Origin of the sequence: Flavobacterium sp., assembly GCF_043722275.1 — a bacterium.
Classification (GTDB): domain Bacteria; phylum Bacteroidota; class Bacteroidia; order Flavobacteriales; family Flavobacteriaceae; genus Flavobacterium.
Genome location: NZ_JAYSPC010000138.1, coordinates 19,314 through 46,036 on the forward strand (window position 1 = coordinate 19,314; position 26,723 = coordinate 46,036).

The window sequence follows — 26,723 nt, forward strand, 5'->3', positions numbered from 1 at the left end:
GTAATCTTTTTATCAACAGGCATTTTTTGCTTAAAAAGTGGCATTTTGCTTAAAAGTGTAATTTTTACACAATTAAATATTCAAAAAAGCCCTTCTTTTTGGAAAAAAATTCAGAATTTAAACATTCTAATTATACTTAATTTGCGATATGTATTTTTTTAAGTGCTTTTTTTTGCCATATTAATTTGTTTTTAAGCTTTTTTTTTAGTTAAATTTACAAATGTAGAATTAACACTTATAATTGTACACTAACTAACTTAAACTAACCAATATGATAACAAACCAAAAATTATTTTTTTATTGCAATTATCTATTGCCAAAAAAAGAATGGCTTTTAGCAGTTTTAATGCTACTATTTTCTGCTCATCAAATGTCGGCTCAGGACAAAGTGATTGGCGGAGTTGTTACTTCGGCACAAGATAAATTGCCATTGCCAGGTGTCAATATTATGATAAAAGGAACCAAAACAGTTGCTACAACCGGTTTTGATGGAGAGTTTTCGATTAAAGCATCTTCTGCGGATATTTTAGTTTTCTCATTTATAGGATTTCAAAATCAGGAAATCGCAGTGGGAAATCAATCAAAAATAAACATCGCATTAAGCGAAGACACAAATAAATTAAATGAGGTAGTCGTAATAGGTTACGGAACTCAAAAGAAATCAGATTTAACGGGATCAATTTCTGTTGTAGATATGGAATCTGCTAAAAAAACGGTAACCTATGATCCTGCAAAAATGCTTCAGGGACAAGTTGCCGGAGTAACAGTACAATCTTCAGGTGAACCTGGCGGATTTGTAAATGTAAAAATCAGAGGTATAAATTCATTCACAAATAACAATCCACTTTTTGTTATTGACGGAATGATCGTTGACAGTCCAAATGATTTTGCACCTGGAGATATTGAATCCATGCAGGTTTTAAAAGATGCCTCTTCTGCTGCTATTTATGGAGTTCAGGGCGCAAATGGAGTTGTGATTATTACGACCAAAAAAGGTAAAAACGGTAAACTTGATATTAAATTCAAATCATTAGTCGGACTTCAAAATGTGGCTAAAAAATGGGATTTAACAGACAGAACAGGGTATCAGAAAATTACAAGTGCGGCCGAAGTAAATGCAGGATTAACAATTGCTCCGGGAAATGATCCTGCAAGTCCATCTTATATTAAAAATGTAAATACAAATTGGCAAAACGAGGCTTTTCAAACAGGAATTATCCAAAATCAATCGCTTACGCTGAATGGCGGTGCCGAAAATTTAGGCTATAATATGAATGTGGATTATTTCAAAAACACAAGTTATTTGAATTCTCCGCAAGATTATGAAAGATTATCTACGAGTTTGAATTTATACGGTAAAAAAGGAAAATTCAAATACGGTTCTAAAATTGGATATACGCAATCAGACAAAGAAAATTTCAACGAATATAATGCCGGACAATCTGCAATTGTTGATTTATTGGGTGCAATTCCTACAATGCCAGTTTATGATGCAAACCGACTTGGAGGATATGGAGGAACAGATAATTTAACTCAAAGAGCCATTTCGATGAACGTAATTGGGTTTAATAATCTAATAAATAATAACGGAAAAAGAAATCGTTTTATTGGAGATATCTGGGGAGAACTTGAAATCATTAAAGGTTTAAAATATAAAATAGATGCAAGTTATGACAGATTAGACTGGCACAACAGAAAGTTTAATCCGCCAAGTGATTTAGGCTGGTATTATATCACGACAAATGATGAAGCGGCATTAGATGTTGAAACAGGAAATCAGTCCAGAACATTCCTAAACAATTTATTGACGTATGAAGTATCACTTGGAAAACATAAAATTGATGCTTTGGCAGGATGGATTCAGGAACGTAAAGATTTTTACAGACAATGGTCAAGAGGTGTAGGATATAAGCCCGGCGAAATTGCACAAATTCAATATGCTGATGCGACAAGTTCAGGTGAATATAAAAACACCGTTACGAATATATCTTATTTAAGCAGAGTAAATTATTCTTATGATGATCGTTATTTCATTACCGGGAATTTCAGACAGGATAAAACATCGCTTTTTAGCGAAGAAAATAATACAGGTAATTTCTACTCTTTTTCAGGAGCTTGGAAAATAAGCAACGAAAAATTTATTCACTTGCCGGAATGGTGGAATACGATTAAAGTAAGAGGTGGTTACGGGATTTTAGGAAACAATACAATTGGAACTTATGCGTATTCACCAACAATTAATTCTTTTGCAAGTTATGATTTTAATAATGCATTAGCACCCGGAACAACAGTTGTAAGTGCAATTGATCCAAATGTTCACTGGGAAGAAACTTCAACTTCGAATGTGGCACTTGAATTAGGATTTTTTGATAATGACTTACAAATTACAGCAGAATATTATCAAAAAAAATCTACCGATTTATTAATTGGAGTTCCGTTGCCATTTTCGTCAGGAGCATTTCCGGCAAACGTAGTAACAAATGCAGGAGCAGTTAAAAACAGTGGTTTAGAATTCTCAGCAAGTTATAATAACAATCACCATAAATTTAAGTACTCTATTTCTGCCAATGTTGGAACGTTAAAAAACGAAGTTTTACAAATTGGTCGTGATGGAAATCCAATTTATGGAGCAGCTTCAAAAACCGAAGTTGGAAGATCAATAGGTGAAATCTTCGCTTATGAAACAGCAGGAATTTTTCAAAATGCAGCAGATTTAGCCGCTTCGCCAACACAAACAAATGCAGGTGTTGGAGATATTAAATTTAAAGATGTAAATGGCGATGGTAAAATTACTGATGCTGACAGAACGTTTCAGGGAGTTGCAATTCCTAAATACAGTTACGGATTTAATTTTAGCGCCAACTATAAAAACTTTGATTTCTCAATGTTCTGGCAAGGAAGCGGAGGAAATAAAGTATTCAACGGTTTGTACAGAAACTTAATGGCCGGACAATACGGAAATCATAGTGTTGATGAACTAAATTACTGGACACCAACAAACACAAATACTGATGTTCCGCGTCCAATTATTGGAGATCCAAATGCGAATGGAAGAGATTCTAACAGATTTATTGAAAGTGGAAATTATATCAAATTGCAAACTATGGAAATTGGATATTTAATTCCGGTTCCTAAAGATACTTTTATTCAAAAAGCTAAAATATTTGTTAACGGTCAAAATTTATTAATCCTTAGTAAATACAAAGGATACGATCCGGATTTCAATTTAAACGACGGATTGTTTTCAAGAGGATATGATGCAGGATCTTTTCCAAACCCAAGAACAATTTCACTGGGTGTTGAAGTAAATTTTTAAACTAGCTTAACCAATTAAAACGAATCAAAATGAAATATAAAATATTTAATTATATAGCAGTTTTCTTTTCATTAGCTCTTGTTACAACAAGCTGTGTTCAAGACGAAGACTTACTGCAAGTAGATCCTAATGTTGAAACAGCAGGCTCATTCTGGAAAACAGATCAGGACGCAATCGAAGGTGTAAATGCCGCATACAGCAGTTTATTAACAGATGGTACTTATATGCGAAGCACGCCGTTATTACTGGATGCAAGAGCCGATGATTCCCGTACAAACAGCCCGTGGGCATCCATGTACAATGTGGGACACTTTAACTCAAATGTAGCCGATGCCGCAATTTATGGCTGGGCTTATGAAACCTATTATCAGGGAATTTACCGTGCTAATCAGGTTTTGGCAAACGTTCCTGCTATTGAATTTCAGGATGCGGCCCTTAAAAACAGAATTTTAGGGCAAGCACATTTTTTGAGAGGTTTGTATTTATTTCACGCTGTAAATATGTTTAAAAGCGTTCCCGTCCCAACAGATGTTTCAGTTAAATATCCGCAGAAAAGCGAAGCAGAAGGATGGGCTCAGGTAATTGCTGATTTTAAAGATGCCGCTGAATTATTGCCAACTTCATATGATAACATTTCAGGCTTGGACAAAGGCGAAAAAGGACGCGCTACAAAAGGAGCCGCTTTAGGATATTTAGGAAAAGCCTATTTGTTTACCAAAGATTTTGCGAATGCCAAAGCCACTTTCAGACAAGTTATAGATTTAGGAGTTTACTCTTTAGTAGCCAACTATCGCGATAATTTTACAACTGCAAACGAAAACAATTCAGAGTCACTTTTTGAAGTACAAATGAGCCGTGAAGCCGGTGATGTAGATTTAGGCTGGGGTGGAATTCCAGCTTCAGGTTGGGGGAAAACTTCGGCAAGAGCCATTACTTATGCGCCAAGAGCTTTCGGGTGGACAGATGTTCAGCCTTCATGGGCATTGTTTAATGAATTTCATGATGAAAAAACAACAGCAGGAGATCTTGATCCTCGTTTAGATGCAACTATATTCTACAACAAACCGGGCGGAATGAAATTGTACGGAAAAGATTTTGCAACATTTTATGCTGCAAGTCCGGCAGATTTAAATGATATTTTTTGTAGAAAATACCAAAATTCTGATGGAGAATTTTCAGACGAATACGACTGGCGTTCCGGTATAAATGAACGTTTGTTACGCTATGCAGATATCCTTTTAATGTATGCCGAAACTTTAAACGAAACTGGCGATACTCCGGGCGCATATACTTATATCCAAATGGTAAGAAACAGAGTTGGCTTGCCAGATTTAGCAACTGCAAAACCAGGAATGTCTCAGGATCAAATGAGAGAACAATTAGGTCACGAAAGATTTTTGGAATTTCCGCTTGAAGGACATCGTTTTGATGATATTCGTCGTTGGGGATGGTTGCAAAACGGAGCAAAATTAGCCTGGTTAAAATCCAGAGATGCAGAGTTTAATTCATACACACCAGGAAGAGAATATTACCCAATTCCACAATTAGAAATGGATAATAATCCGGGAACAATACAAAATGACAGCTATTAATATTTAGTCTCAGTTTTCAGTCTCAGTTTACACTTAGACTGAAAAACTGAAAACTGAAAACAAGACAAGAATAAGATAATTATTAACGCAGTAACTAAAATTATAACAAATGAAAACAATTACAAGTTTAGTTTTATTAGCAGTATTATTAGTAAGTTGTCAAAATGAAGATGTCTTAATCCCTTCAAACGAGGATGCAACTGCGGTTGTAGAAACTCAAAATTCTCAAATTAAAAGCTCAACAGCAAAAACAGTAACCGGAACAGTTCCGTCACACGATCCTAGTACAATTGTAAAAAGCGGTGTTAATTATTATGTCTTTACAACAGGAGATAATATCCCAATGACTTATTCTACCAATTTAGTAAACTGGACTTGGGGAACATCAGTTTTTACTTCAACACCAAGTTGGATCACAGGATATGTTCCCGGTTTTGTAAAAACATTTTGGGCTCCAGACGTTGCATGGTTCAATAATCGATGGAATATGTATTATTCCTGTTCTACTTTTGGTTCTGCAACATCAGCAATTGGGTTGGTAACAACGCCTTCAATTTCGCAAAGCGCAGGAACAACATGGACAGACAGAGGCGTTGTCGTTTCATCGTCATCCTCTTCAGATGTAAATGCAATTGATCCTTCAATATTAGTAGACGGAAGCAATGTTTATATGGCTTATGGTTCCTGGCATGCCGGAATTGGAGTTATCCAAATTAATCCTTCAACAGGAAAAACAACAGGAAGTAAAACCATTGTAGCAGGCGGAAGCAGCGCAAGTTGGGAAGCTCCTTGTCTAATCAAAGAAGGAAGTTATTATTATATGTTCGTAAACCGAGGCAATTGCTGCAATGGCGTAAATAGTACTTATTATATTGTAGTAGGTCGTTCAACAAGTCCGTTTGGGCCATTTGTGGATAAAAACGGAGTCAATTTAAAAAGCGGTGGCGGAACAACAGTTTTAGCAACACAAGGAAATTATATAGGACCGGGACATTTATCCAGAATTACAGGAACTCAAAAAGGATCTGTACATTATTATGACGGAGCAGACAGTGGAAATCCAAAACTAGAAATTGTATATTTCACATGGGCATCAGGATGGCCAACACTTTCTTATTAAAAAACTATTCAGAGGAAAGTCTCATAAAGCTTTCCTCTTTTATACATATTCCAATAAAACAAATATTACCCACGTATGAAAAAAGCACTTTTAATCACATTTCTTATTACCCTTTGTAGTCAGATTAATTTCGCTCAAGGCGGAATTACCATAGTTACCATTAAAAATAATGCAGATGCGCCAACGATTAATAAAAACATCTACGGACATTTTGCAGAACATTTAGGACGTTCTATTTATGGAGGTTTTTTTGTGGGAGATACATCAAAAATTCCAAATACAAAAGGAGTTAGAAATGATATTATTAAAGCTTTAAAAGAATTAAAAATTCCGAATTTAAGATGGCCGGGCGGATGTTTTGCTGATACATACCATTGGAAAGACGGAATTGGACCGCAACCGGAAAGACCAACAATTGTAAACAAATGGTGGGGCGGTACAACAGAAGACAACAGTTTCGGGACACATGATTTCCTGAATATGTGCGAACTTCTGGGAGCAGAACCATATTTGTCGGGAAACGTAGGCAGCGGAACCGTTCAGGAATTATCAGATTGGGTTCAATACACCAATTTTAGCGGTAAAAGTCCAATGAGCGATTTGCGTAAAAAGAACGGAAGAACAGAACCTTGGAAAGTTAAATTCTGGGGAATTGGAAATGAAGCCTGGGGTTGCGGAGGAAATATGACAGCAGAATATTATGCGAATGAATATCGCAAATATGCCACATTCATGTCAGATTGGGAAAATACCGGAGGAATCACCAGAATCGCTTCCGGATCAAATAGCGCCGATTATAATTGGACAGAAGTTTTAATGAAAAACATTCCAATCAATATGTTAGGCGGAGTTGGCGTTCACCATTATGCCGTAATTGATTGGGGTAAAAAAGGCGACGGAGTAAACTTTACCGAAGATGGCTATTTCCATACCATGCAATCTGCCTTAAAAATGGAAGAATTGGTTACCAAACATTCCGCTATAATGGACAAATATGATCCGGAAAAAAAAGTAGCCATGATCGTTGACGAATGGGGCGCTTGGTACGAGGTAGAACAAGGAACAAATCCTGGATTTTTGTACCAACAAAATACCATGAGAGATGCTGTTTTAGCCGGAGCAACTTTAAATATTTTTAACAATCATGCGGATAGAGTTCGTATGGCAAACTTAGCACAATGCGTAAATGTTTTGCAAGCTGTAATCCTTACGGACAAAGCAAAAATGATTACAACGCCAACCTATCATGTAATGAAAATGTATAACGTTCATCAGGATGCTAAATTATTACCAATCAGTTTTCAATCGCCATTGTACAGTTTTAACGGAGAATCACTTCCTGCAGTTTCGGCTTCAGCATCAAAAGATAAAAGCGGATTGGTTCATATTTCATTAGTAAATGTGGATGCCAAAAATCAAAATAAAATAGAAATTGATGTAAAAGATTTGGGTGTTAAAAACTTTACAGGAATAATTTTAACATCTACAAAATTACAAGATTACAATTCATTCGATACGCCAAACAAAATTGTACCAACCGTTTTTAAAGGTTTTGAAAATAAAAAAGGAAAATTAGAAATCACAATTCCTCCTTTCTCAGTAGTGGTTTTAGAAGGAAAATAAAAATCTAAAAATGAAAAAATCAAATTCCATAATAAAAATAGCGTCTTACATTGGGCTGTTGCTGATTGTTCTGAGTTCGGTCAGCTGTTCAAGTGATGATCCTGCAAAAGATCCTGATCCAGTCGTTGATCCGCCTGTTGTAGTAGTTCCGAATGCTTTTCCCGGACCAACTTATGCAGATAATTATACCTCAATATCAAGCTGGGGAAGTAAAGCACAATGGAATTTAGCCAACGTGCACGATCCGTCAGTCGAAAAATGTGGTGAATATTATTATATGTATCAAACAGATGCTTCTTATGGAAATGCAACAGACGGACACGGACATTTTTTTTACAGAAGATCAAAGGATTTAGTCAACTGGGAATTTATGGGATCATCAATGACCGAAGCTCCGGCTTGGGTAAAAGATTCTTTGAATAACAAAAGAGCGAGAATGTCTCCGGCATTGCCCGCAATTACAAATCCGAATTATGGATATTGGGCGCCTTGCGTTCGGAAAGTCGGAAATATTTACAGAATGTATTACAGCATCGTAGTCACAAACCCAATTGTAGGAACAGACACGAATACTTCCTGGACAGAACGCGCTTTCATTGGCTTAGCCGAAACAGACGATCTGGCTTCAAACAATTGGACAGATAAAGGAATGGTAGTTTGCTCAGAACCTGACGGCTTAAAAAGTTACGTGAGAAATGGAGGAAATGATTGGGATGCGTATTTTAAATTCAATGCCATCGATCCGAGTTTTATTCAAACTCCCGAAGGCGATCAGTATTTAATTTATGGTTCATGGCATTCCGGAATTGCAGCTTTAAAACTGAATCCAACAACAGGAAAACCTGATAAACTAAAAACCATTGACGATTACGGAGTGCGAATTGCAGGACGCGGAAACGTAAATACAAACCGTTGGCAAGCACTCGAAGGACCTGAAATTATCTATAATCCGGATACACAATATTATTATTTATTCTTGGCTTATGACGAATTATCGGTTGCGTACAATACACGTGTAGCACGTTCAAAAGGCATTTTAGGACCATACCAAACCATTACCGGAACCAGTATTACAAACGGAGCAGATTGTTTCCCGATGTTAACAGATCCATATTCTTTTAAAAATCACACAGGCTGGGTAGGAATTTCACATTGTGGAATTTTCCAAAACCCGGATACCAAACAATGGTATTATGCTTCTCAGGCACGTTTACCGGAAGGAGTAGCCGGAATTGCCGTTTCAAATGCCGTAATGATGGGACATGTTCGCGGTATTCAATGGACAGAAGACGGTTGGCCGGTTGTAGAAGCGGAACGTTACGCAGCAGTACCAGCCACAACAATTACAGAAGCTAATTTTGTGGGTACTTGGGAACAAATCACGATGAATTATCAATACAAAGTCATTCAGAAATCAGTAACCCTTTATTTAACTGCAGATAAAAAAGTGAGCGGAGATGCAAACGGAACCTGGTCGTATGACAGCACCAAAAAAATCTTAACAGTAAACGGAGTAAAATGCAATGTATCTGATGCTTGGGATTGGGAATTAGCGACAAGAAAAGTGACGATCAGTTATTCAGGTTTAACATCAGGCGGATTACCGGTTTGGGGAAAAAAGATAAATTAAGGAAATTCCAATTTTTAAATTCCAAACATCAATAACCAAACATCAAAGGATTGAAAAGAGAAAAAATCTGCCTGATCTGCAAAATCTGCGAGAAAAAATATTTAACACATAGAAACATAGCTTAACAAATCGGAAAAGACGTTTCATTCCAAATAAAACACATAGCTATGTGCATTAAAGCTCCAGCGGAGCGTAATATTTATAGCCAATATAATATGTTCTTTTTATTAGCTCCAGCGGAGCGACATCTAAGTTTTCTTATGATTGCTACTATGTCACCCCGATGGGGTTTTATGAAAACACAAATAAAAGTTCTATAAATATGACGTCCCGTTGGGACTATCTTAAAAAGTTAGATAGAATAAAAGAAAAAAAATCTGCTTAAATCTGCAAAATCTGCGTGAAAAAAAAACTTAACGCATAGAAACTATGTTTTAAAATAAATCATAATGAAAAATATAATTACGATCATATCACTTTTAGTTTTGCTAGCCTTCTGTCAAACAGTTCAAAGTCAGATTGATCCCGCAAAATTCAATAATCCAATTATAAAAGATCAATACACAGGCGATCCTGCGGCATTGGTTTATAAAGACAAAGTGTATTTATACGCCGGTCATGACGAAGCACCAAACGATTTCAACTTCTATAAAATGAACGAATGGGTCGTGTATTCTTCATCAGATATGAAAAAATGGGAATCACATCCGGTACCTTTAAAAGTAACCGATTTTAAATGGGCTTCCGGCGATGCATGGGCGTCACAAGTAATTGAAAGAAATGGAAAATTTTATTGGTATGTTACTGTTGAACATGGTTCAGTGCACGGAAAATCAATTGGAATTGCGGTTTCAAATAGTCCAACCGGACCTTTTAAAGATGCTTTAGGAAAAGCCCTGATTACAAATGACATGACCAAATTTACCGACATAAGCTGGGACGATATTGATCCAACGGTTTATATCGACACGGATGGACAAGCCTATTTGTTTTGGGGAAATACTTCTTGTCATTACGCCAAATTAAAAGAAAATATGATTGAACTTGACGGACCAATTCAACACATTGATTTACCTCATTTTACCGAAGCGCCGTGGATTCACAAACACAAAAACTGGTATTATTTATCATACGCTTATGAATTTCCAGAAAAGATAGCTTATGCGATGAGTAAGTCTATTACAGGTCCTTGGGAATTCAAAGGAATCTTAAATGAACTTGCCGGAAACAGCAACACAAACCATCAATCGATTATAGATTTTAAAGGACAATCGTATTTTATTTATCACAACGGAGCATCAATTCCAAACGGAGGAAGTTTTAGAAGATCTGTTTGCGTAGACAAATTATACTATAACAAAGATGGAACAATGAAACGTGTCGTGATGACTTCTGAAGGAATTCAGTAAAAAGTTTTCAGTCTCAGTTTTCAAAATAACAGAACAAATTTTCACCATATAAGTTCTATAAGTTCATTTAAAACTAAGGTTGGAAAAACTTATATGATTTAGAAAGTAACAGTTTTTAGTTCAAACTTAAATTATCTTACATCACTTATATGGTGAAAAAAAACATCAACTTATGAAGTTTTACAAAAACATAAAACAGGCACTTCCTATTCTAATCTTATTGATTGGTTCACTCTCATTTGCGCAGGAAATTGTAGTGCATGACCCTGTTGTCATCAAACAAAAAGATACTTATTATTTATATTGCACAGGAAACGGAATCAGTGTTTTTAGTTCCAAAGATTTAAAAAACTGGAATCCCGAACCTCAGGTTTTCATGGACAAACCAATTTGGGCAAAGGGCGTGGCGGCCGATTTCAAAAACCATATTTGGGCGCCTGATATTTCATTGCATAACAATATTTATTATCTGTATTATTCCGTTTCGGCTTTCGCCAAAAACACATCGGCAATTGGCGTTGCGACCAATACTACTTTAGATCCAAAAGACAAAAATTACAAATGGGTCGATCAGGGAATTGTTATTCAATCACAGCCAAACAGAGATATGTGGAATGCCATTGATCCGAATTTAATCTTCGACGAAAACAATACGCCGTGGTTATCTTTTGGTTCTTTTTGGGAAGGATTAAAATTAGTAAAACTAAATCCCGATTTAAAATCAATCGCTCAGCCTCAGGAATGGCATACGATTGCAAAACGCAAAAGAACCTTCCAACTTGCAGATGCTGATCCGGGCGATGGCGCACTTGAAGCTCCTTTTATCTTTAAGAAAAACGGCTATTATTATCAATTCCTTTCGTGGGATTTATGCTGTCGCGGAGAAAAAAGCACCTATAAAGTTGTTATTGGAAGATCTAAAAACGTAACCGGACCTTATGTAGATAAAGACGGAAAATTATTAACCGAAGGTGGCGGAAGCATCGTAGTTCAGGGCGATGAAAATTATTTTGGCGTAGGCCATAACAGTGCTTACACGTTTGATGGTAAAGATTATATTTTTTATCACGCTTACGAAAAGAAAACCAACGGAACACCAAGATTAGTAGTCAAAGAAATGATTTGGGACAATGATTTATGGCCCGTTTTAAAATAGAATATTCCAAATAATGAAAAAACACACTTTCCATATCTTGACGATTTTTCTATCACTTTTGATCTTTATTTCCTGTAAAGAAACGAAGAACGATGCTGTGCAATCGAATAAAACTTCTGCCCTAAAAGCGGGTTACGAAATTGAACCGGTAAACATTCAAAATGTAAAATTAACCGATTCTTTTTGGTTGCCTATTATTAAAAGAGTGCAGGAAATTACGATTGCATATGCCATTCAAAAATGCAATGAAGAAGGTCGTTTCGAGAATTTTTTAATCGCAGGAAAACAAAGAACCGGAGAAGTCAGAGGACAAATGCCATTTGATGATACCGATGTTTATAAGATTATCGAAGGCGCATCGAACACTTTGATCAGCGCACCAAACCCAAAATTAGATCGCGTTTTAGATTCCTTAATTGCCATTGTAAAAATAGGTCAGGAAAAAGACGGTTACTTAACGACCTGGAGAACTATAAATCCTGCAAAACCGCCAGCGCCGTGGGTTCCGGTAATTGAAGGAAAGCGTTGGGAATCATTACAAATTAGTCACGAATGCTACAATTCAGGACATTTGATTGAAGCTGCTGTTGTGCATTATGAAGCGACCGGAAAAAGAAATTTCCTTGACATTGCGATCGAAAATGCAGATTTATTAGTAAAAACTTTTGGAGACAAACCGGGTCAGGTAAAAGGCGTTCCGGGACATCAGATTGTAGAAACGGGCTTGATAAAATTATACCAAATTACCGGAAAAGAAGACTATCTAAAACTAGCAAAATACTTTTTAGACAATCGCGGAAATCCGAACAATCATAAATTATATGGCGAATATGCACAAGATCATATTCCGGTTATACAGCAAAATGAAGTTGTTGGTCACGCCGTAAGAGCCGTTTATATGTACGCGGGAATGACAGATATTGCTGCCATGACAAAAGACAAAGGCTATACAGATGCCGTAAATAATTTATGGAGCAATATGGTCAACAAAAAAATGTACATCACAGGCGGAATTGGTTCAAGACATGACGGAGAAGCTTTTGGAGCTAATTATGAATTGCCAAATCTAACCGCATACAACGAAACTTGCGCTGCAATTGGCGATGTATATTGGAATCACAGATTGCATAATTTAACCGGAAAATCACAATATTTTGATGTGATCGAAAGAACAATGTATAACGGATTAATCTCGGGAATATCCTTAGACGGAAAAGAATTTTTCTACCCAAATGCCTTAGAATCGGATGGTGTTTTTAAATCGAATAGAGGATCTTGCACACGTCAGGCTTGGTTTGACTGTTCTTGTTGTCCAACAAACTTAATCCGATTTGTGCCTTCGATTCCGGGACTTATTTATTCGAAATCAAAAGATGTTTTGTATGTGAATTTGTATGCTTCAAACAACGCCTCTTTGACTTTAGGAAAAACCGATTTACAGATTTCGCAACAAACCGGATATCCTTGGAACGGAAAAATAGCAATCTCAGTTAACCCGAAAAAAGAAAGCCAATTCACCATCAAACTTAGAGTTCCGGGTTGGGCAAGAAATGAAGTTTTACCAAGCAATTTATATTCGTATAAAAAAGCATCCACTCAAAAAGCAACCATTAATTTAAATGGAGAAACTTTAGCCATTCAGCCACAAGACGGTTATTTCACGATTACCAGAAATTGGAAAAAAGGCGATAAAATCAACCTTAATTTCCCAATGGAAGTTCAGGAAGTAGAAACAAATGTTAAAGTTGAAACCAATAAAAATAAAGTCTCTTTAGAATACGGACCAATCGTTTATGCCGTAGAAGAAATCGACAACAAAACCAATTTTGACAAAATAGATGTAGCCGCCGGAGACACTTTCAAAGTAAAAAAAGAAGCTAATTTATTGCAAGGCGTAAACGTCATCGAAAATTCAAAATTCAAAGCAATACCATATTATTCTTGGTCAAACAGAGGCGTTGGGAAGATGAAAGTTTGGTTGGATTATGAGAATTAAGAGAATAGAATAAAGAATTAGGATTCTATTCCTGCAAGGTTTCCAAAACCTTGTAGGTTTAATTTTTAAACTTTAGGGACTTAATAATACCTACAAGGTTTTGGAAACCTTGCAGGAGAACAAAAAAAATAAAAATCCGTTTTAATCCGCCTTTTCACTTTAGTGAATCAGTGTAATCCGCGTGCCATTAAAACACAAACAAAATAAAAATGAAGTCCAATTTAATTACCAAAATTACCCTTTGTGGTTTATTGCTGAACGGCTTTTATGCTTCGGCACAAAAAAATAATTTTCAGGTTGACGCTGCAAAAACAATAACTAAAATCGAACCGACGATGTACGGAGTGTTTTTTGAAGATATCAATTTTGCTGCAGATGGAGGTTTATATGCCGAAATGATCAAAAACAGATCATTCGAATTCGAAACCCCAATGATGGGATGGAACGAGCCCAACAGCGACCGACACAAACTAAACCTACAATCCGGAATAGCCAATATTATTCAGTATTCTCAAAAAGGCACAAATCATAATTATTGCCGCGTTACGGTTAACGATGCAAACGGTTATGAAATGATCAACGAAGGTTTCAGAGGAATGGGAATCAAGAAAGATTTGAAATATAATTTATCCTTGAAAGCTTCAAAATTATCAGGAGATATTTCTAAGATTAAAATTCAATTCATTGATAAAAATAAAAAGATTTTAGGCGAAACTTCGATTACGCCAACAGCCAAAAACTGGACGAATTACACCGCACAATTAACTGCAACGGCAACAGAAGCAAAAGCACAAATCAGAATCACTTTTGAAGGAACAGGAGTAATAGATCTAGATGCCATTTCGCTGTTTCCGGAAGATACCTGGAAAGGAAGAAAGAACGGAATGCGTGCAGATTTAGTACAATTATTATACGATTTGAAACCAGGATTTTTACGTTTTCCGGGAGGATGTATTGTCGAAGGAAAAACTTTGGCTTTGCGTTACCAATGGAAAAAATCAATTGGAAATGTTGAGGACAGAGAAACGATGATCAACCGTTGGAATACCGAATTTGCACATAAACTGGCACCGGATTATTTCCAGAGTTTTGGTTTAGGATTCTTCGAATATTTTCAACTTGCTGAAGATATCGGAGCTTCACCGTTACCAATTTTAAGTTGCGGAATGGCTTGTCAGTTCAACACCGGAGAATTAGTTCCGATGGATCAAATTGATCCTTATGTACAAGATGCTTTAGATTTAATTGAATTTGCAAACGGTGATCAAACGACAGCTTGGGGAAAAGTCAGAGCCGATATGGGACATCCAAAACCTTTTAATTTAAAACATATCGGAGTTGGAAATGAGCAATGGGGACCCGATTATATCGAGCGTTTCAAAGTATTTCAAAAAGCCATTAAAGATAAATACCCAAACATTATCATTGTTTCCGGAACCGGACCTTTTCCTGACGGAGATTATTTTGATTACGGTATGACGGAACTTAAAAAACTGAACGCAGAAATTGTCGACGAACATTATTATAAAGATCCGGCTTGGTTCCGTAAAAATGTAACCCGTTACGATAATTACGACCGTAAAGGACCAAAGATTTTTGCTGGAGAATACGCAGCGCAAAGTGTGGCAATTGCAAGTCCGGACAATAAAAACAACTGGGAATGTGCTTTCTCTGAAGCGGCTTTTATGATGGGAATGGAACGTAATGCTGCCGTAGTTCACTTGACTTCTTATGCACCGTTATTGGCTCACGTAGAAGGCTGGCAATGGACGCCGGACATGATTTGGTTCAACAATTTACAATCTTATGGAACACCAAATTATTATGTTCAGAAATTATTCTCCAACAATAAAGGAACCGATTTAATCAATATTACAAAAGACGGAAAAGCAGTTACAGGACAAAATGATTTGTTTGCATCGGCAGTAAAAGATGTGAATTCTAAAGAAGTAATCCTGAAAATTGTAAACGCCGCTGCGACATCTCAAAATGTTTCAATTGATGTAAAAGGAGCCAAATTAGATTCAAAAGGAACAGCTATAACTTTAAAAGGAGACGGAATAAATGATGAGAATTCTTTTGAAGCTCCAACTAAAATTAGTCCGAAAGAAAGCGAATTTAAAGTAAACGGAAACAAGGTTCAATATGATTTTCCGGCGTACTCAGTTACTGTTTTGAAAATTAAGTTGAAATAATCGCAACAGAATAAATGTAATACCAACGTTTGTTTTTTGTTTTGATCCTAAATTCCTGTTTTGATGCATTATTTGCAAAAATTCGAGTACTTATTTTTATTAAGTGTTTTTTATACACTTATAAATTATTTATAATTATATTTGTCATTATCATAAAATGAATTTCGAATGAAAAATTACGTTATAGGATTGGACTACGGAACAGATTCTGTTCGGGCGATGCTAATAGATACTGAAAATGGACAAGAGTTGGCATCCAATGTTTCTCATTATAAAAGATGGAAAAACAAGCAATATTGTGACGCATCGATAAACCAGTTTCGTCAGCATCCATTAGATCATATTGAAGGATTAGAAATCACGATTCAAACCGTTATAAAAGAGAGTAAAGTTGATCCTTCGCAAGTTCGAGGAATTTGTATTGATACAACTGGATCTTCTCCTGTGCCTGTAACGAAAGAAGGAATTCCGCTGGCATTGACAAAAGGTTTTGAGGAAAATCCGAATGCGATGATGGTACTTTGGAAAGATCATACTTCTATAAATGAAGCAAACGAAATCAACGAACTGGCAGTAAGCTGGGGCGGAGAAAACGTAACAAAATATGTAGGCGGAATTTATTCATCAGAATGGTTTTGGGCAAAAATCCTGCACATTGCCAGAGAAGATGAAGCCGTTCGAAATGCAGCGCACACCTGGATGGAGCATTGCGATTTAATGACGTATTTATTGATTGAAGATAAAGATTTAAAAACCTTTAAAAGAAGCCGTTGCGCCGCGGGTCATAAAGCGATGTGGCACGAAGACTGGAATGGTTTGCCACCGGCAGAATTTTTAGGAAAACTGCATCCGTATTTGGCAACGCTTCGTGGGAATTTATATGATGAAACGTATACATCTGATTTAGTTGCCGGAAATTTAAGCAAAGAATGGGCAGATCGTTTAGGACTTTCTACAGATACAGTTGTAGCCGTAGGAACTTTCGATGCACATTCCGGAGCTGTTGGAGCAAAAATTGGAGAGAACACTTTAGTTCGCGTTATGGGAACTTCAACCTGTGATATTTTGGTAGGTTCTTATGATGAAGTTGGAACAAAAACAGTACGCGGAATCTGCGGACAAGTTGACGGATCTGTAATTCCGGGCTTCATTGGTTTAGAAGCGGGACAATCTGCTTTTGGAGATTTACTGGCTTGGTACAAAGAATTATTACTTTGGCCAACCGATCATTTATTGACTTCATCTTCTGTTTTAACAGCTGCTCAAAAAGAACAATTAAGAGAAGAATTCAATGATAAATTAATTGTAGAATTAACAAACGAAGCAGAGAAAATTCCGGTTTCAGAAAGCCTTCCAATTGCCTTAGACTGGATTAACGGAAGAAGAACTCCAGATGCCAATCAGGAATTAAAAAGTGCAATTTCGAATTTATCATTAGGAACAAAAGCACCGCATATTTTCAAAGCTTTAGTAAACGCAATCTGTTTTGGAGCAAAGAAAATTGTGGATCGTTTTGAAGAAGAAGGTGTAAAAATCGACAGCGTTATCGGAATTGGCGGCGTTGCCCGTAAATCTCCTTTCATCATGCAAACTTTGGCTAATGTTTTAAACAAACCGATTAAAATTGCAGCTTCGGACCAAACTCCGGCTTTAGGAGCAGCGATTTACGCAGCCGTTGCAGCCGGAATTTATCCGAACGTAATCGAAGCAAGTCAAAAAATAGGAAGTGATTTTGACGGAGAATATTTCCCTCAATTAGATAAAGTAGCAGCATATAACAAATTGTTAATCGCTTACGATCAATTAAGTGCTTTTGAAGATCCAACCATAAAAACATCACAACATGAGTTCTCTTTATAAAGATTTAAAACAAGAATGTTACGAAGCCAATATGCAGTTAAATGCATTGAATTTGGTCGTATATACTTTTGGAAATGTAAGTGCAGTGGACAGAAAAAATAGTGTTTTTGCTATCAAACCAAGCGGCGTTCCTTACGAAGATTTAAAACCGGAAGATATTGTAATTGTCGATTTTGATAACAATATCATTGAAGGTTCCATGCGTCCATCATCTGACACTAAAACGCATGCATACTTATACAAAAACTGGCCAAATATTGGAGGCGTTGCACATACACACGCAACATATTCGGTAGCTTGGGCACAATCGCAACGTGATATTCCAATCTTTGGAACTACGCATGCCGACCATTTAACAGCTGATATTCCGTGTGCGCCACCGATGGCAGATTCGCTTATCGAAGGAAACTATGAACACAATACCGGAATTCAGATTTTGGATTGTTTCAAAGAAAAAAATCTTTCTTACGAAGAAGTAGAAATGGTTTTGATCGGAAACCACGGTCCATTCGCCTGGGGAAAAAATGCAGCAAAAGCAGTATACAATAGCAAGGTTTTAGAAGTGGTTGCCGAAATGGCGTACCTGACTTTACAAATAAACCCAAACGCACTAAGATTAAAAGATTCCCTAATAAAGAAACATTACAATCGTAAACACGGCAAAGACTCGTATTACGGACAGTAGAAAATTTAGTTTCAGGTTTCAGGTTTTTTTCTTTCAAGTTGTTGGAACGTGAAACCAGAAACGTGAAACAAAGAAAAACTTGAAACAACAATAACAAAAAGATAAATAACAAAGATTTTCGACATTTCAAAACTTGACTCGAGAGCTCTGCTCGAACAGGCGAAGCAAACTTGAAACAAAGAAAACTTGAAACAAAATAAAGACATGATAGATATATCTCAAAAAGAAGTTTGGTTTGTAGTAGGAAGCCAGGAATTATACGGTGAAGAAACTTTAAGAAAAGTTGCGGAACATTCTCAAATAATCGCAAAAGGATTAGGAATGTCATCTCAAATTCCTGTAAAAGTGGTTTATAAAGATGTTGTAAAATCTCCTTCTCAAATCTTAGATGTATGTTTAGAAGCAAATTCAGCTAAAAACTGTATTGGAATTATTGCCTGGATGCATACATTTTCTCCTGCAAAAATGTGGATTGGCGGATTGAGTATTTTAAAGAAACCATTGTGTCATTTGCATACACAATACAACGCTGAAATTCCGTGGGGAACTATCGACATGGATTTCATGAACCTGAATCAATCGGCACACGGAGATCGTGAGTTTGGTTTTATCATGTCAAGAATGCGTAAAAAGCGTAAAGTAGTAGTAGGACATTGGGAAGATCCTCGCGTTTTGAACAAATTAGGTGTTTGGACAAGAGTAGCTCTTGGTTGGGATGAACTTCAAAACTTAAAAGTAGCCCGTATTGGAGACAATATGCGTGAAGTTGCCGTTACAGAAGGTGATAAAGTGGAGGCTCAAATTCGTTTCGGAATGTCTGTTAACGGATATGATTCATCAGATGTTACCAAACATATTGAGAAAGTTACAGACCAACAATTAAATGATTTATTAGCAGTTTACGAATCTTCTTATTCTTTGACTGATTCTTTAAAAGAAGGCGGAGCACAAAGAAGTTCATTAGTAGAAGCAGCAAAAATAGAATTAGGTTTAAGAGCTTTCCTTGAAGAAGGAGGTTTTGGAGCATTTACAGATACATTTGAAAACCTTGGAGTTTGGAAACAACTTCCTGGAATTGCAACACAAAGATTAATGGCGGATGGTTACGGTTTTGGTGGCGAAGGCGACTGGAAAACCGCTGCAATGGTTCGTGCCTTAAAAGTTATGAATGTAGGTCTTGAAGGAGGAACTTCTTTCATGGAAGATTATACGTATCATTTTACACCACAAAAATCATATGTTTTAGGTTCTCATATGTTAGAAATTTGTCCATCAATTGCAGATGCAAAACCTTCTTGCGAAGTGCATCCATTAGGAATTGGAGGAAAAGAAGATCCTGCACGTTTGGTATTTAATTCGCCTGCGGGAGATGCAATTAATGTTTCGTTGGTTGATATGGGAAATCGTTTCCGTTTGATTGTAAACGAAGTTGAAGCTATTAAACCATTGGCAGATTTACCAAAATTACCGGTTGCAAGAGTTTTATGGGATTGTAAACCAAACCTTGATATTGCAGCAACTGCCTGGATTTTAGCCGGTGGAGCACATCACACCGTTTACAGTCAGGCAATCACAACAGAATACATGGAAGATTTTGCAGATATCGCCGGAATTGAATTATTGGTTATCGACGAAAAAACGACAGTAAGAGATTTTAAAGATAAGATCAATGCGAATGAAGCGTATTATCATTTGTTTCAACACGGACTGTAATTTGAGATGCTGAGGTTCTAAGTTGCTAAGCTTCTAAGTTTTTGTTACTTTTAACTTGTTGTGGTAATAAATTCACTTTGTGAAAATAAAACGCAGATAAAACGGATTTGCTGGCAAAAGCGCAGATGAAAACGGATTTTAGATATTAAAAAATCTGTGTAAATCCGCGTCTTCGTGAAACGAATCTGTCTAATCCGCGTCAAAATATAGCATTTTTTATTATGTCTAACAGATTACTTTAACATCTAACATTTCACAATAACCACAAAATTATCATTTATGAATGTATTAAAACGTTGCGTTTTCGGAATAAGCCTTTTGAGTTTGGCTACGGTTTCAATTCAATGCAAAAGCGATAAAAAATCAGATACAGAAAAAATTGTTTCAAATAAAAAAGCTACAGTTTCAATCGAAAAATCTTCTTACGGGACAACTGCTAAAGGAGAAAAGGTTGATAGTTATAAGCTGAAAAACCAAAAAGGGATGGAAGTTGATATCATCACTTTTGGTGGAAGAATTACAGATTTGAAAGTACCCAATAAAGACGGTGTTTCGGAAAATGTAGTAATTGGATTTAATTCTTTGGCACAATACGAAAAAGAAAATCCATTTTTCGGAGCTTTGATCGGAAGATACGGAAACCGAATTGCTAAAGGGAAATTTTCGCTTGACGGAAAAGAATATCAACTAGCCATCAATAATGCACCAAATGCTTTGCACGGTGGACCACAAGGATATTTTAACGTGGTTTGGAAAGCTGAAGAAGCAAAATCCGGAGCAGAAGCTACCTTGAAATTATCTTATTTAAGTAAAGATATGGAAGAAGGTTATCCTGGAAATTTACAAGTTTTTGTGACTTATACTTTAACAAATCATAACGAATTAGAGGTTCTTTATGAAGCAACAACAGACAAGAAAACGGTTGTGAATTTGACGCAACATTCATATTTCAATTTGTCGGGAGATTTTACAAAAACAATCTTAGATCACGAATTGACTTTGAATGCTGATAAATTGGTTCCGGTTGATGCGACTCTTATTCCAACAGGAAAATTAGATGATGTTGCCAATACACCTTTCGATTTCAGAACGCCAAAATTAATTGGGAAAGACATCGAAGTGAAAAACGAACAATTAGAAAGAGGAAAAGGTTACGATCATTGCTGGGTATTGAACAATCCTGAAAAAGGAAAAACAATCATAGCAAAAGTATATCACGCAGCAAGCGGAAGAATTATGGAAATGACAACTGACGAACCTGGAATTCAGTTTTACTCCGGAAATTTCCTTGATGGAACTTTACCAATGCCTAACGGCGGAACTTACGCACACAGAACAGGACTTTGTTTAGAAACAGAACATTATCCGGATTCTCCAAACCAAAAAAACTTCCCGACAACGGTTTTAAACCCGGGAGAAAATTATAAAACTAAAACTGTTTTTAAGTTTTCTGTAAAAAAATAGTTTTAGAATTTGTTTATTAGTTTAGTAATTCTCTAAGAAACCTCGAAAGTTATGCTTTCGAGGTTTTTTTATGGGGTTAAGTCGCCATCAATTTCACGAATTTTTGTCATTTCGACCGGAGCGAGAAATCACACTAGTAACTCCGCACAGAAAAGCCTCCAATCTTTGTCGAATTGCAAGTGTGATTTCTCCCTCCAGTCGAAATGACAAAATTGTGTTTAAACTTTGCGCCTCTGCGACTTTGCGAGATTAATCATTTGCATCTTATAAAAATCTTAATTTAGCAACAATAAAAACTAAACATTCAATGAGACATCTATTCAAAGTAGAAGCAAATTGGACTTCCCAACAAAATCAAGAAGATTCAGCAAAGAGATTTTATAGTAAAAGTCATCAAATTAAAATTGAAGGAAAACCAGCTTTAAATATTTCAGCAGCAAAAGCGTTCAAAGGCGATCCTGAATTATACAATCCTGAAGATTTATTGTTAAGCAGTTTGGTTTCCTGCCACATGATGTCATACTTATACGTTTGTTCTCAAAACGGAATAGAAGTTGTGGAATATTCAGACAATGCCGAAGCAACTCTCGAAGTTTCTCCTGACGGAAGCGGGCGCTTTACAGAAGTTCAGTTAAATCCGAGAGTAAAGATTTCAAATCCTAATAAAATAGAATTAGCAATAGAATTGCACACAAAAGCAAATCAATTGTGTTTTATCGCGAACTCGTGCAATTTTCCTATTTTGCATAATGCGAGTTGTGAAATATAAATTAAATTCCAAAACAAAAAAATTCCAAATTCCAATAGATAGCTAACATCATTGGAATTTTGAATTTTAAAATATTGGAATTTATATCTTAACCACAAATCCACCGTTAGGTTTCATCTTCACAGTCAGTTTTTGATTTTTAGAAATAGTTTCTTGTTTAAAACCATTTTCATCTTCCAGAATAATAAAACCTTTTTTGTTCTTCACAAAAGATAAATCCACTTCGATTTCTTTTGGAGAATTTTCGCCATTAATTCCAACAATGTGCCAGATGTTTCCGCTTCTTCTCGCCATTACAATATATTTCCCCGGAAAACCTGCAATGAATTTAGAATCGTCCCAATTCGTTGGAATATCTTTTAAATAATCAACCACATAAGCAGGCATCTTGGCCATTCCTTCTGGAATTTCTGCAATGTGTTGAATCCCCGATAAAAATAAAACAGGTAAAGCCAATTCGAAAGCAGGAGTTGTTTTTCTATTAATATTCGGAATCTTATCGAGAGCCATCGGAGTAAAATCCATTGGATCAAAAGCATTTCTGGCAAACGGCAACATTGCACAATGACTCGGTTCTAAGTCGGCAATATCTTGGAAAAACGTAATATATTCGTAGCCTTTTACGGCTTCGGTAGTTAGTAAATTTGGATATGTACGTTGCCATCCACGAGGCAAAGTTGCGCCGTGTAGATTAATCATTAGTTTATAATCTGCTGCATCTTTCAGCATATCATGATAATAGGCAATCATTGATTGTCCGTCACCGCCAAAGAAATCAACTTTAATTCCGGCAATGCCTAAATCATTCAGTCTTTTAAATTCGAAAGCTCTGTTTTCATGTGTTAGTAATTTATTTTTCGGATGATATTCAGTGCTGTTCCAAGGACCGGAAGAATTGTACCAAACCAATAATTTTACATTTTTAGTTTTTCCAAAAGCTACCAATTCCTTCATTTTTTCGTCACCAATTCTTGTATCCCAATCGGCATCAATTAAGCAATAAGTCCAATTCATTTTCGATGCATATTCAATAAACTGGTGCGTGGTTTCATAGTTTACCGAATCATCTTTTAATAAAACCCAACTCCATGACGAAAGTCCGCCTTTAATAAAAGAAGTATCCATTTTTATTGAAGGATCAGCCAAGTCAGTTCCTAAAGTGCTTTCGGTAATCGTGTTCAAAGATCCAATCGTTATAATTCGCCACGGAGTAATCCAAGGCAATTTTGATTCTGGATTTAAAGCACCATTTGGGAAAATTTCTTCTTTTTGAGGAAAAGTTACCTGCATCGCTTTTGAATTTTCATTATAAAGTAATCGTGTTCCGCAGTATTTATTATGCAAACCAGTTTCGGTAATCAAAACCCAATTGTTGTTGGTTTCAAAAAGTGCAGGATAAACCCAACCCTCGCCCATTGCAGGTTTTGTGTTTACAGGAACGCCCATTGCATAATGTTCCTCATATGCCGGATTGGTTTCTTTCCAACCTGTTTTTGCTTTCGACATAGGTTGTAACCAGGCTTTCGCCGAAGAATCGAAGTTATAAGTGGTTTTTTCTTCGACGATTCGTTTAAGATCTTTTGATGTTGAAGGAAAGTTATATCGAAGTGCAACACCATCTTTTGAAAGTTGGAAAATAATTTCCATTGATTCACCTTTAGAATTTTGAAGACTTACTATATATTGATTTGCTGAATAAGAAATATCTTTTCGTTTTCCCTGAAGCATCGAGTAGTGGTCAGTTACTTTTTTAGCGTCAGAGATTTTAATCACCTTTAAATCGGAATAGAAATTAGCGTCTTCGCGGATAATTCCCAATTCAGAAGCATTTAGGACGGGTTTTCCATTGTAAGAAATGGAATAGGTTGGAGTGTTTTTCGCATTCATTTCGAAGTCTACTTTTATAGTCTTCTGGGAATTTGTGAAAAATGAATTTGGTTTTTTTTGAGCAAAGGAATTGGTAAATATTCCAAAAATGGTTAGTAATAATAGTTTTTTCATAGTTAAGTGTTTTATTTACACTTGTAAATATAAAAAAAATAATTTTGATATAAATTGTTTGTTACGAATAATTTAATGGGGTTTGAAAAAGAGGAAAAGATTGTCTATACTATTCAGAAAAGGCATCTTAGAATTTCTAAAATGCCTTTTAAGTTAATGTAGATTATAAATTACGATCTTAGTTTTCGAGTCATAATTTTGTAAACTACAGGTATTATCATATATAACCAAAGTAAGGTCGACAATCCAAGAAAAATATCTCCTAAGGTTTTATTTCCTGTTAGTTTAACTAGAGTACCTGCAATTAAACCTATAATTGCTATTACTAAAAATAATTTATTATTCTTTTTCATGATGATATAATTTATGGTTTTACTTTTCTAAGTGGACTATCTGACATATCAGTTGGTGGTAATGTCGGTAATTTTGGTAATGGATAATCTCCCGGAAATGTTGGCAACGGTTCATAACCACCAGGTATTGTTGGCAATGGCTCATTTTCATCAGGCATTGTTGGCAAAGGCTGATCATCTAATGGAAGTTTTGGTAACGCTGGACTATTTTTCTCTGTTGCCGTAGCCGCACAATATGCAATAGATGTTAATGCAGGAAGAGGGCTTGAATACCAAGAAGCACATCCAATTGCTCCATCGCAAATTGCATTATATGCATCATCGAAGCACTGTCTAAAAGTTTTTGATGTTAGGTTTACTATTAAAACACCATCTGCAAAAGATTTTTTTACTGTTCCCTCTTGAGTGGTTATTATAATATTTCCATTTCCGGTGGTTGGATTTAAGTTGTTTTCTACAATTGTTCCTTTGCCAAAATCAATATATTGAATATTAATATTATTATCTACTAAAATAATAATAGTTTTCTTTGGATTATTAACAAACGGTATTAAATAAGATATCTTATTACTGCCCCAGTCTATCTCTGTTATATTTTGTAATTAAGTTCTTCTGAACTAGTTGATTTATTTGTGAATTTTTTTAAATTATATGATTTAAATGCTTCTACATTTGATACGTTGATATTTTGAGTAATATTTTCAAAGCCGTATACCTGCTTTAAAAGTAGATGTTCACTTTTATTAATTGCACTTTCACTTTCATCAGTAACACTTTCTTTTGAACATGAAACTGTTGCAAAAAGGGCTACCATTAGTGCTAAAACTGAATGTTTAATTTTTGTCATTTTTATTTTTTTAATTTAATATGAATTTTTCGAGTGTATTTTAATGTGGGCCCAAATAATTACAGTTACTTGGACAAAACTTCTCGAATAGCTTCCACATTTATTTTAGGGATTATATTATTCATTAGATTAATTTTCAATAAAGCATGTTGATAAATCTTAAAAAATACAGTTTTTTCTTAAAAATCCAAATATATGCATTTTGTTTAAGTTATTAGAAAATTTCTATTTTTTAACTATTTTCTTACAATATTTTCTTATAACTATCGATTTATTTATAGAGGGATTTTAATTAAGAATAAATAATAATGAATGCAAAAGAAGATTAAAATGCAGATTCCTCAATGGGCTTTTAATTGTTTTATTTAGTTAAGCTTACTAAAGAATTATTTTAAGGAATGATTATAAACGTAAAAGAATTATAATTTGAAATTAGTTCTTTAAAATATTGCTTTTTTTCATGCAATATTTTTTTGTTATAATGGAAAGTAGTTAATGTACAAAGTTAATAGATTTTATTATGATTTTGTACGTTATTAAACGGATGCGAGTTTAGCTGCTTTGAGATACCTAAAACCAAAAAAACCTCTTCCGTTAAGAAGAGGTTTTTGTACCCGGAGCCGTTTTACAACCCTCTTAATTTGTAAGAATAAAAGAAATTAGAGAAACCATTGCGAAACCCTTTGATTTAATAGGATTGTGTGTTTTGTTCTTACAAAAAAATTAAGACAGATTAAGGCAAAGTAGGATAAATTAAGATATTTTCGGCAATATTTCGGCAAAATGTTATCTTCGTATGATAACAATTAACTCTATGAAAATTCGATATTTTATTATAAAAGGCAAATCTGAATTATCCAGCATTTATGTTAGGTTTTGGGATAGCAATAGAATAGATCAAAAATCACGAACGGGGCTAACTGTAAAATTTAATGAATGGAGTGATACTGCAAATTCTGGTAAAAGTGAGCACCCCATTCCGGTAAAAGAGAGC

The 26,723-nt window shown here is 35.5% G+C and carries 19 protein-coding genes; 15 read left to right on the plus strand and 4 right to left on the minus strand.

All coding sequences use genetic code 11. The annotated features are described in order from the left end of the window. Window positions 1–271: 271 nt before the first annotated feature. The 14 genes from ACHZDT_RS17065 (at window position 272) to ACHZDT_RS17130 (ending at window position 22,528) form a co-directional block, all read left to right on the plus strand. Window positions 272–3,316, plus strand: coding sequence for a SusC/RagA family TonB-linked outer membrane protein (locus ACHZDT_RS17065; RefSeq protein WP_394775839.1), 3,045 nt, complete (start codon window positions 272–274; stop codon window positions 3,314–3,316). 29 nt (window positions 3,317–3,345) lie between these two features. After that, window positions 3,346–4,908 carry a RagB/SusD family nutrient uptake outer membrane protein gene (locus ACHZDT_RS17070; RefSeq protein ID WP_394775840.1) on the plus strand — a complete coding sequence of 521 codons (1,563 nt, stop codon included), beginning with the start codon at window positions 3,346–3,348 and terminating at the stop codon, window positions 4,906–4,908. Window positions 4,909–5,017: 109 nt separating this feature from the next. Then, a complete protein-coding gene (locus ACHZDT_RS17075; RefSeq protein ID WP_394775841.1) occupies window positions 5,018–6,028 on the plus strand; it encodes an arabinan endo-1,5-alpha-L-arabinosidase in 1,011 nt (336 codons plus the stop codon). A 75-nt stretch (window positions 6,029–6,103) separates the two neighbouring features. Continuing rightward, entirely contained in the window at window positions 6,104–7,651 is a 1,548-nt protein-coding gene (locus ACHZDT_RS17080) for an alpha-N-arabinofuranosidase (protein ID WP_394775842.1), read from the plus strand. 10 nt (window positions 7,652–7,661) lie between these two features. Next, a complete protein-coding gene (locus ACHZDT_RS17085; protein WP_394775843.1) occupies window positions 7,662–9,281 on the plus strand; it encodes an arabinan endo-1,5-alpha-L-arabinosidase in 1,620 nt (539 codons plus the stop codon). A 449-nt stretch (window positions 9,282–9,730) separates the two neighbouring features. After that, window positions 9,731–10,690 (plus strand): glycoside hydrolase family 43 protein, encoded by a 960-nt coding sequence (locus tag ACHZDT_RS17090; protein ID WP_394775844.1) that lies wholly within the window; start codon window positions 9,731–9,733, stop codon window positions 10,688–10,690. Between the two features lie 172 nt (window positions 10,691–10,862). After that, complete coding sequence (locus tag ACHZDT_RS17095; RefSeq protein ID WP_394775845.1) at window positions 10,863–11,846, plus strand: arabinan endo-1,5-alpha-L-arabinosidase; 984 nt, start codon at window positions 10,863–10,865, stop codon at window positions 11,844–11,846. A 13-nt stretch (window positions 11,847–11,859) separates the two neighbouring features. Continuing rightward, complete coding sequence (locus ACHZDT_RS17100; protein ID WP_394775847.1) at window positions 11,860–13,842, plus strand: glycoside hydrolase family 127 protein; 1,983 nt, start codon at window positions 11,860–11,862, stop codon at window positions 13,840–13,842. A 209-nt stretch (window positions 13,843–14,051) separates the two neighbouring features. Next, window positions 14,052–16,037, plus strand: a complete 1,986-nt coding sequence (locus tag ACHZDT_RS17105; protein WP_394775848.1) for an alpha-L-arabinofuranosidase C-terminal domain-containing protein — start codon at window positions 14,052–14,054, stop codon at window positions 16,035–16,037. A 168-nt stretch (window positions 16,038–16,205) separates the two neighbouring features. After that, window positions 16,206–17,897: a ribulokinase gene (locus ACHZDT_RS17110; RefSeq protein ID WP_394775850.1), complete on the plus strand. Its 1,692-nt coding sequence runs from the start codon at window positions 16,206–16,208 to the stop codon at window positions 17,895–17,897. After that, window positions 17,881–18,582, plus strand: coding sequence for an L-ribulose-5-phosphate 4-epimerase (locus ACHZDT_RS17115; RefSeq protein WP_394775852.1), 702 nt, complete (start codon window positions 17,881–17,883; stop codon window positions 18,580–18,582). Before ACHZDT_RS17110 ends, ACHZDT_RS17115 begins: the two co-directional genes overlap by 17 nt. A 204-nt stretch (window positions 18,583–18,786) precedes the next feature. After that, the gene (gene araA, locus ACHZDT_RS17120) at window positions 18,787–20,295 is read left to right on the plus strand and encodes an L-arabinose isomerase (RefSeq protein WP_394775853.1); all 1,509 of its coding nucleotides are present in this window, start codon (window positions 18,787–18,789) and stop codon (window positions 20,293–20,295) included. Window positions 20,296–20,574: 279 nt separating this feature from the next. Then, window positions 20,575–21,759, plus strand: a complete 1,185-nt coding sequence (locus ACHZDT_RS17125) for an aldose epimerase family protein (RefSeq protein ID WP_394775854.1) — start codon at window positions 20,575–20,577, stop codon at window positions 21,757–21,759. Between the two features lie 307 nt (window positions 21,760–22,066). Continuing rightward, window positions 22,067–22,528, plus strand: coding sequence for an OsmC family protein (locus tag ACHZDT_RS17130; RefSeq protein WP_394775856.1), 462 nt, complete (start codon window positions 22,067–22,069; stop codon window positions 22,526–22,528). Window positions 22,529–22,609: 81 nt separating this feature from the next. On the opposite strand, the gene ACHZDT_RS17135 is transcribed toward ACHZDT_RS17130, so the two are convergent. The 4 genes from ACHZDT_RS17135 to ACHZDT_RS17150 form a co-directional block, all read right to left on the minus strand. After that, window positions 22,610–24,529, minus strand: coding sequence for a glycoside hydrolase family 97 catalytic domain-containing protein (locus tag ACHZDT_RS17135; protein WP_394775857.1), 1,920 nt, complete (start codon window positions 24,527–24,529; stop codon window positions 22,610–22,612). A gap of 170 nt (window positions 24,530–24,699) precedes the next feature. Continuing rightward, complete coding sequence (locus tag ACHZDT_RS17140) at window positions 24,700–24,882, minus strand: hypothetical protein (RefSeq protein WP_394775858.1); 183 nt, start codon at window positions 24,880–24,882, stop codon at window positions 24,700–24,702. An 11-nt stretch (window positions 24,883–24,893) separates the two neighbouring features. Further along, window positions 24,894–25,049, minus strand: coding sequence for a hypothetical protein (locus tag ACHZDT_RS17145; RefSeq protein ID WP_394775859.1), 156 nt, complete (start codon window positions 25,047–25,049; stop codon window positions 24,894–24,896). A gap of 422 nt (window positions 25,050–25,471) precedes the next feature. Next, window positions 25,472–25,729 carry a hypothetical protein gene (locus ACHZDT_RS17150; RefSeq protein WP_394775860.1) on the minus strand — a complete coding sequence of 86 codons (258 nt, stop codon included), beginning with the start codon at window positions 25,727–25,729 and terminating at the stop codon, window positions 25,472–25,474. Between the two features lie 796 nt (window positions 25,730–26,525). Between ACHZDT_RS17150 and ACHZDT_RS17155 the strand changes: the two genes are divergently transcribed. Then, window positions 26,526–26,723, plus strand: a 198-nt coding sequence (locus ACHZDT_RS17155; protein ID WP_394775861.1) for a hypothetical protein, incomplete at its 3' end; no start/stop codon positions are given.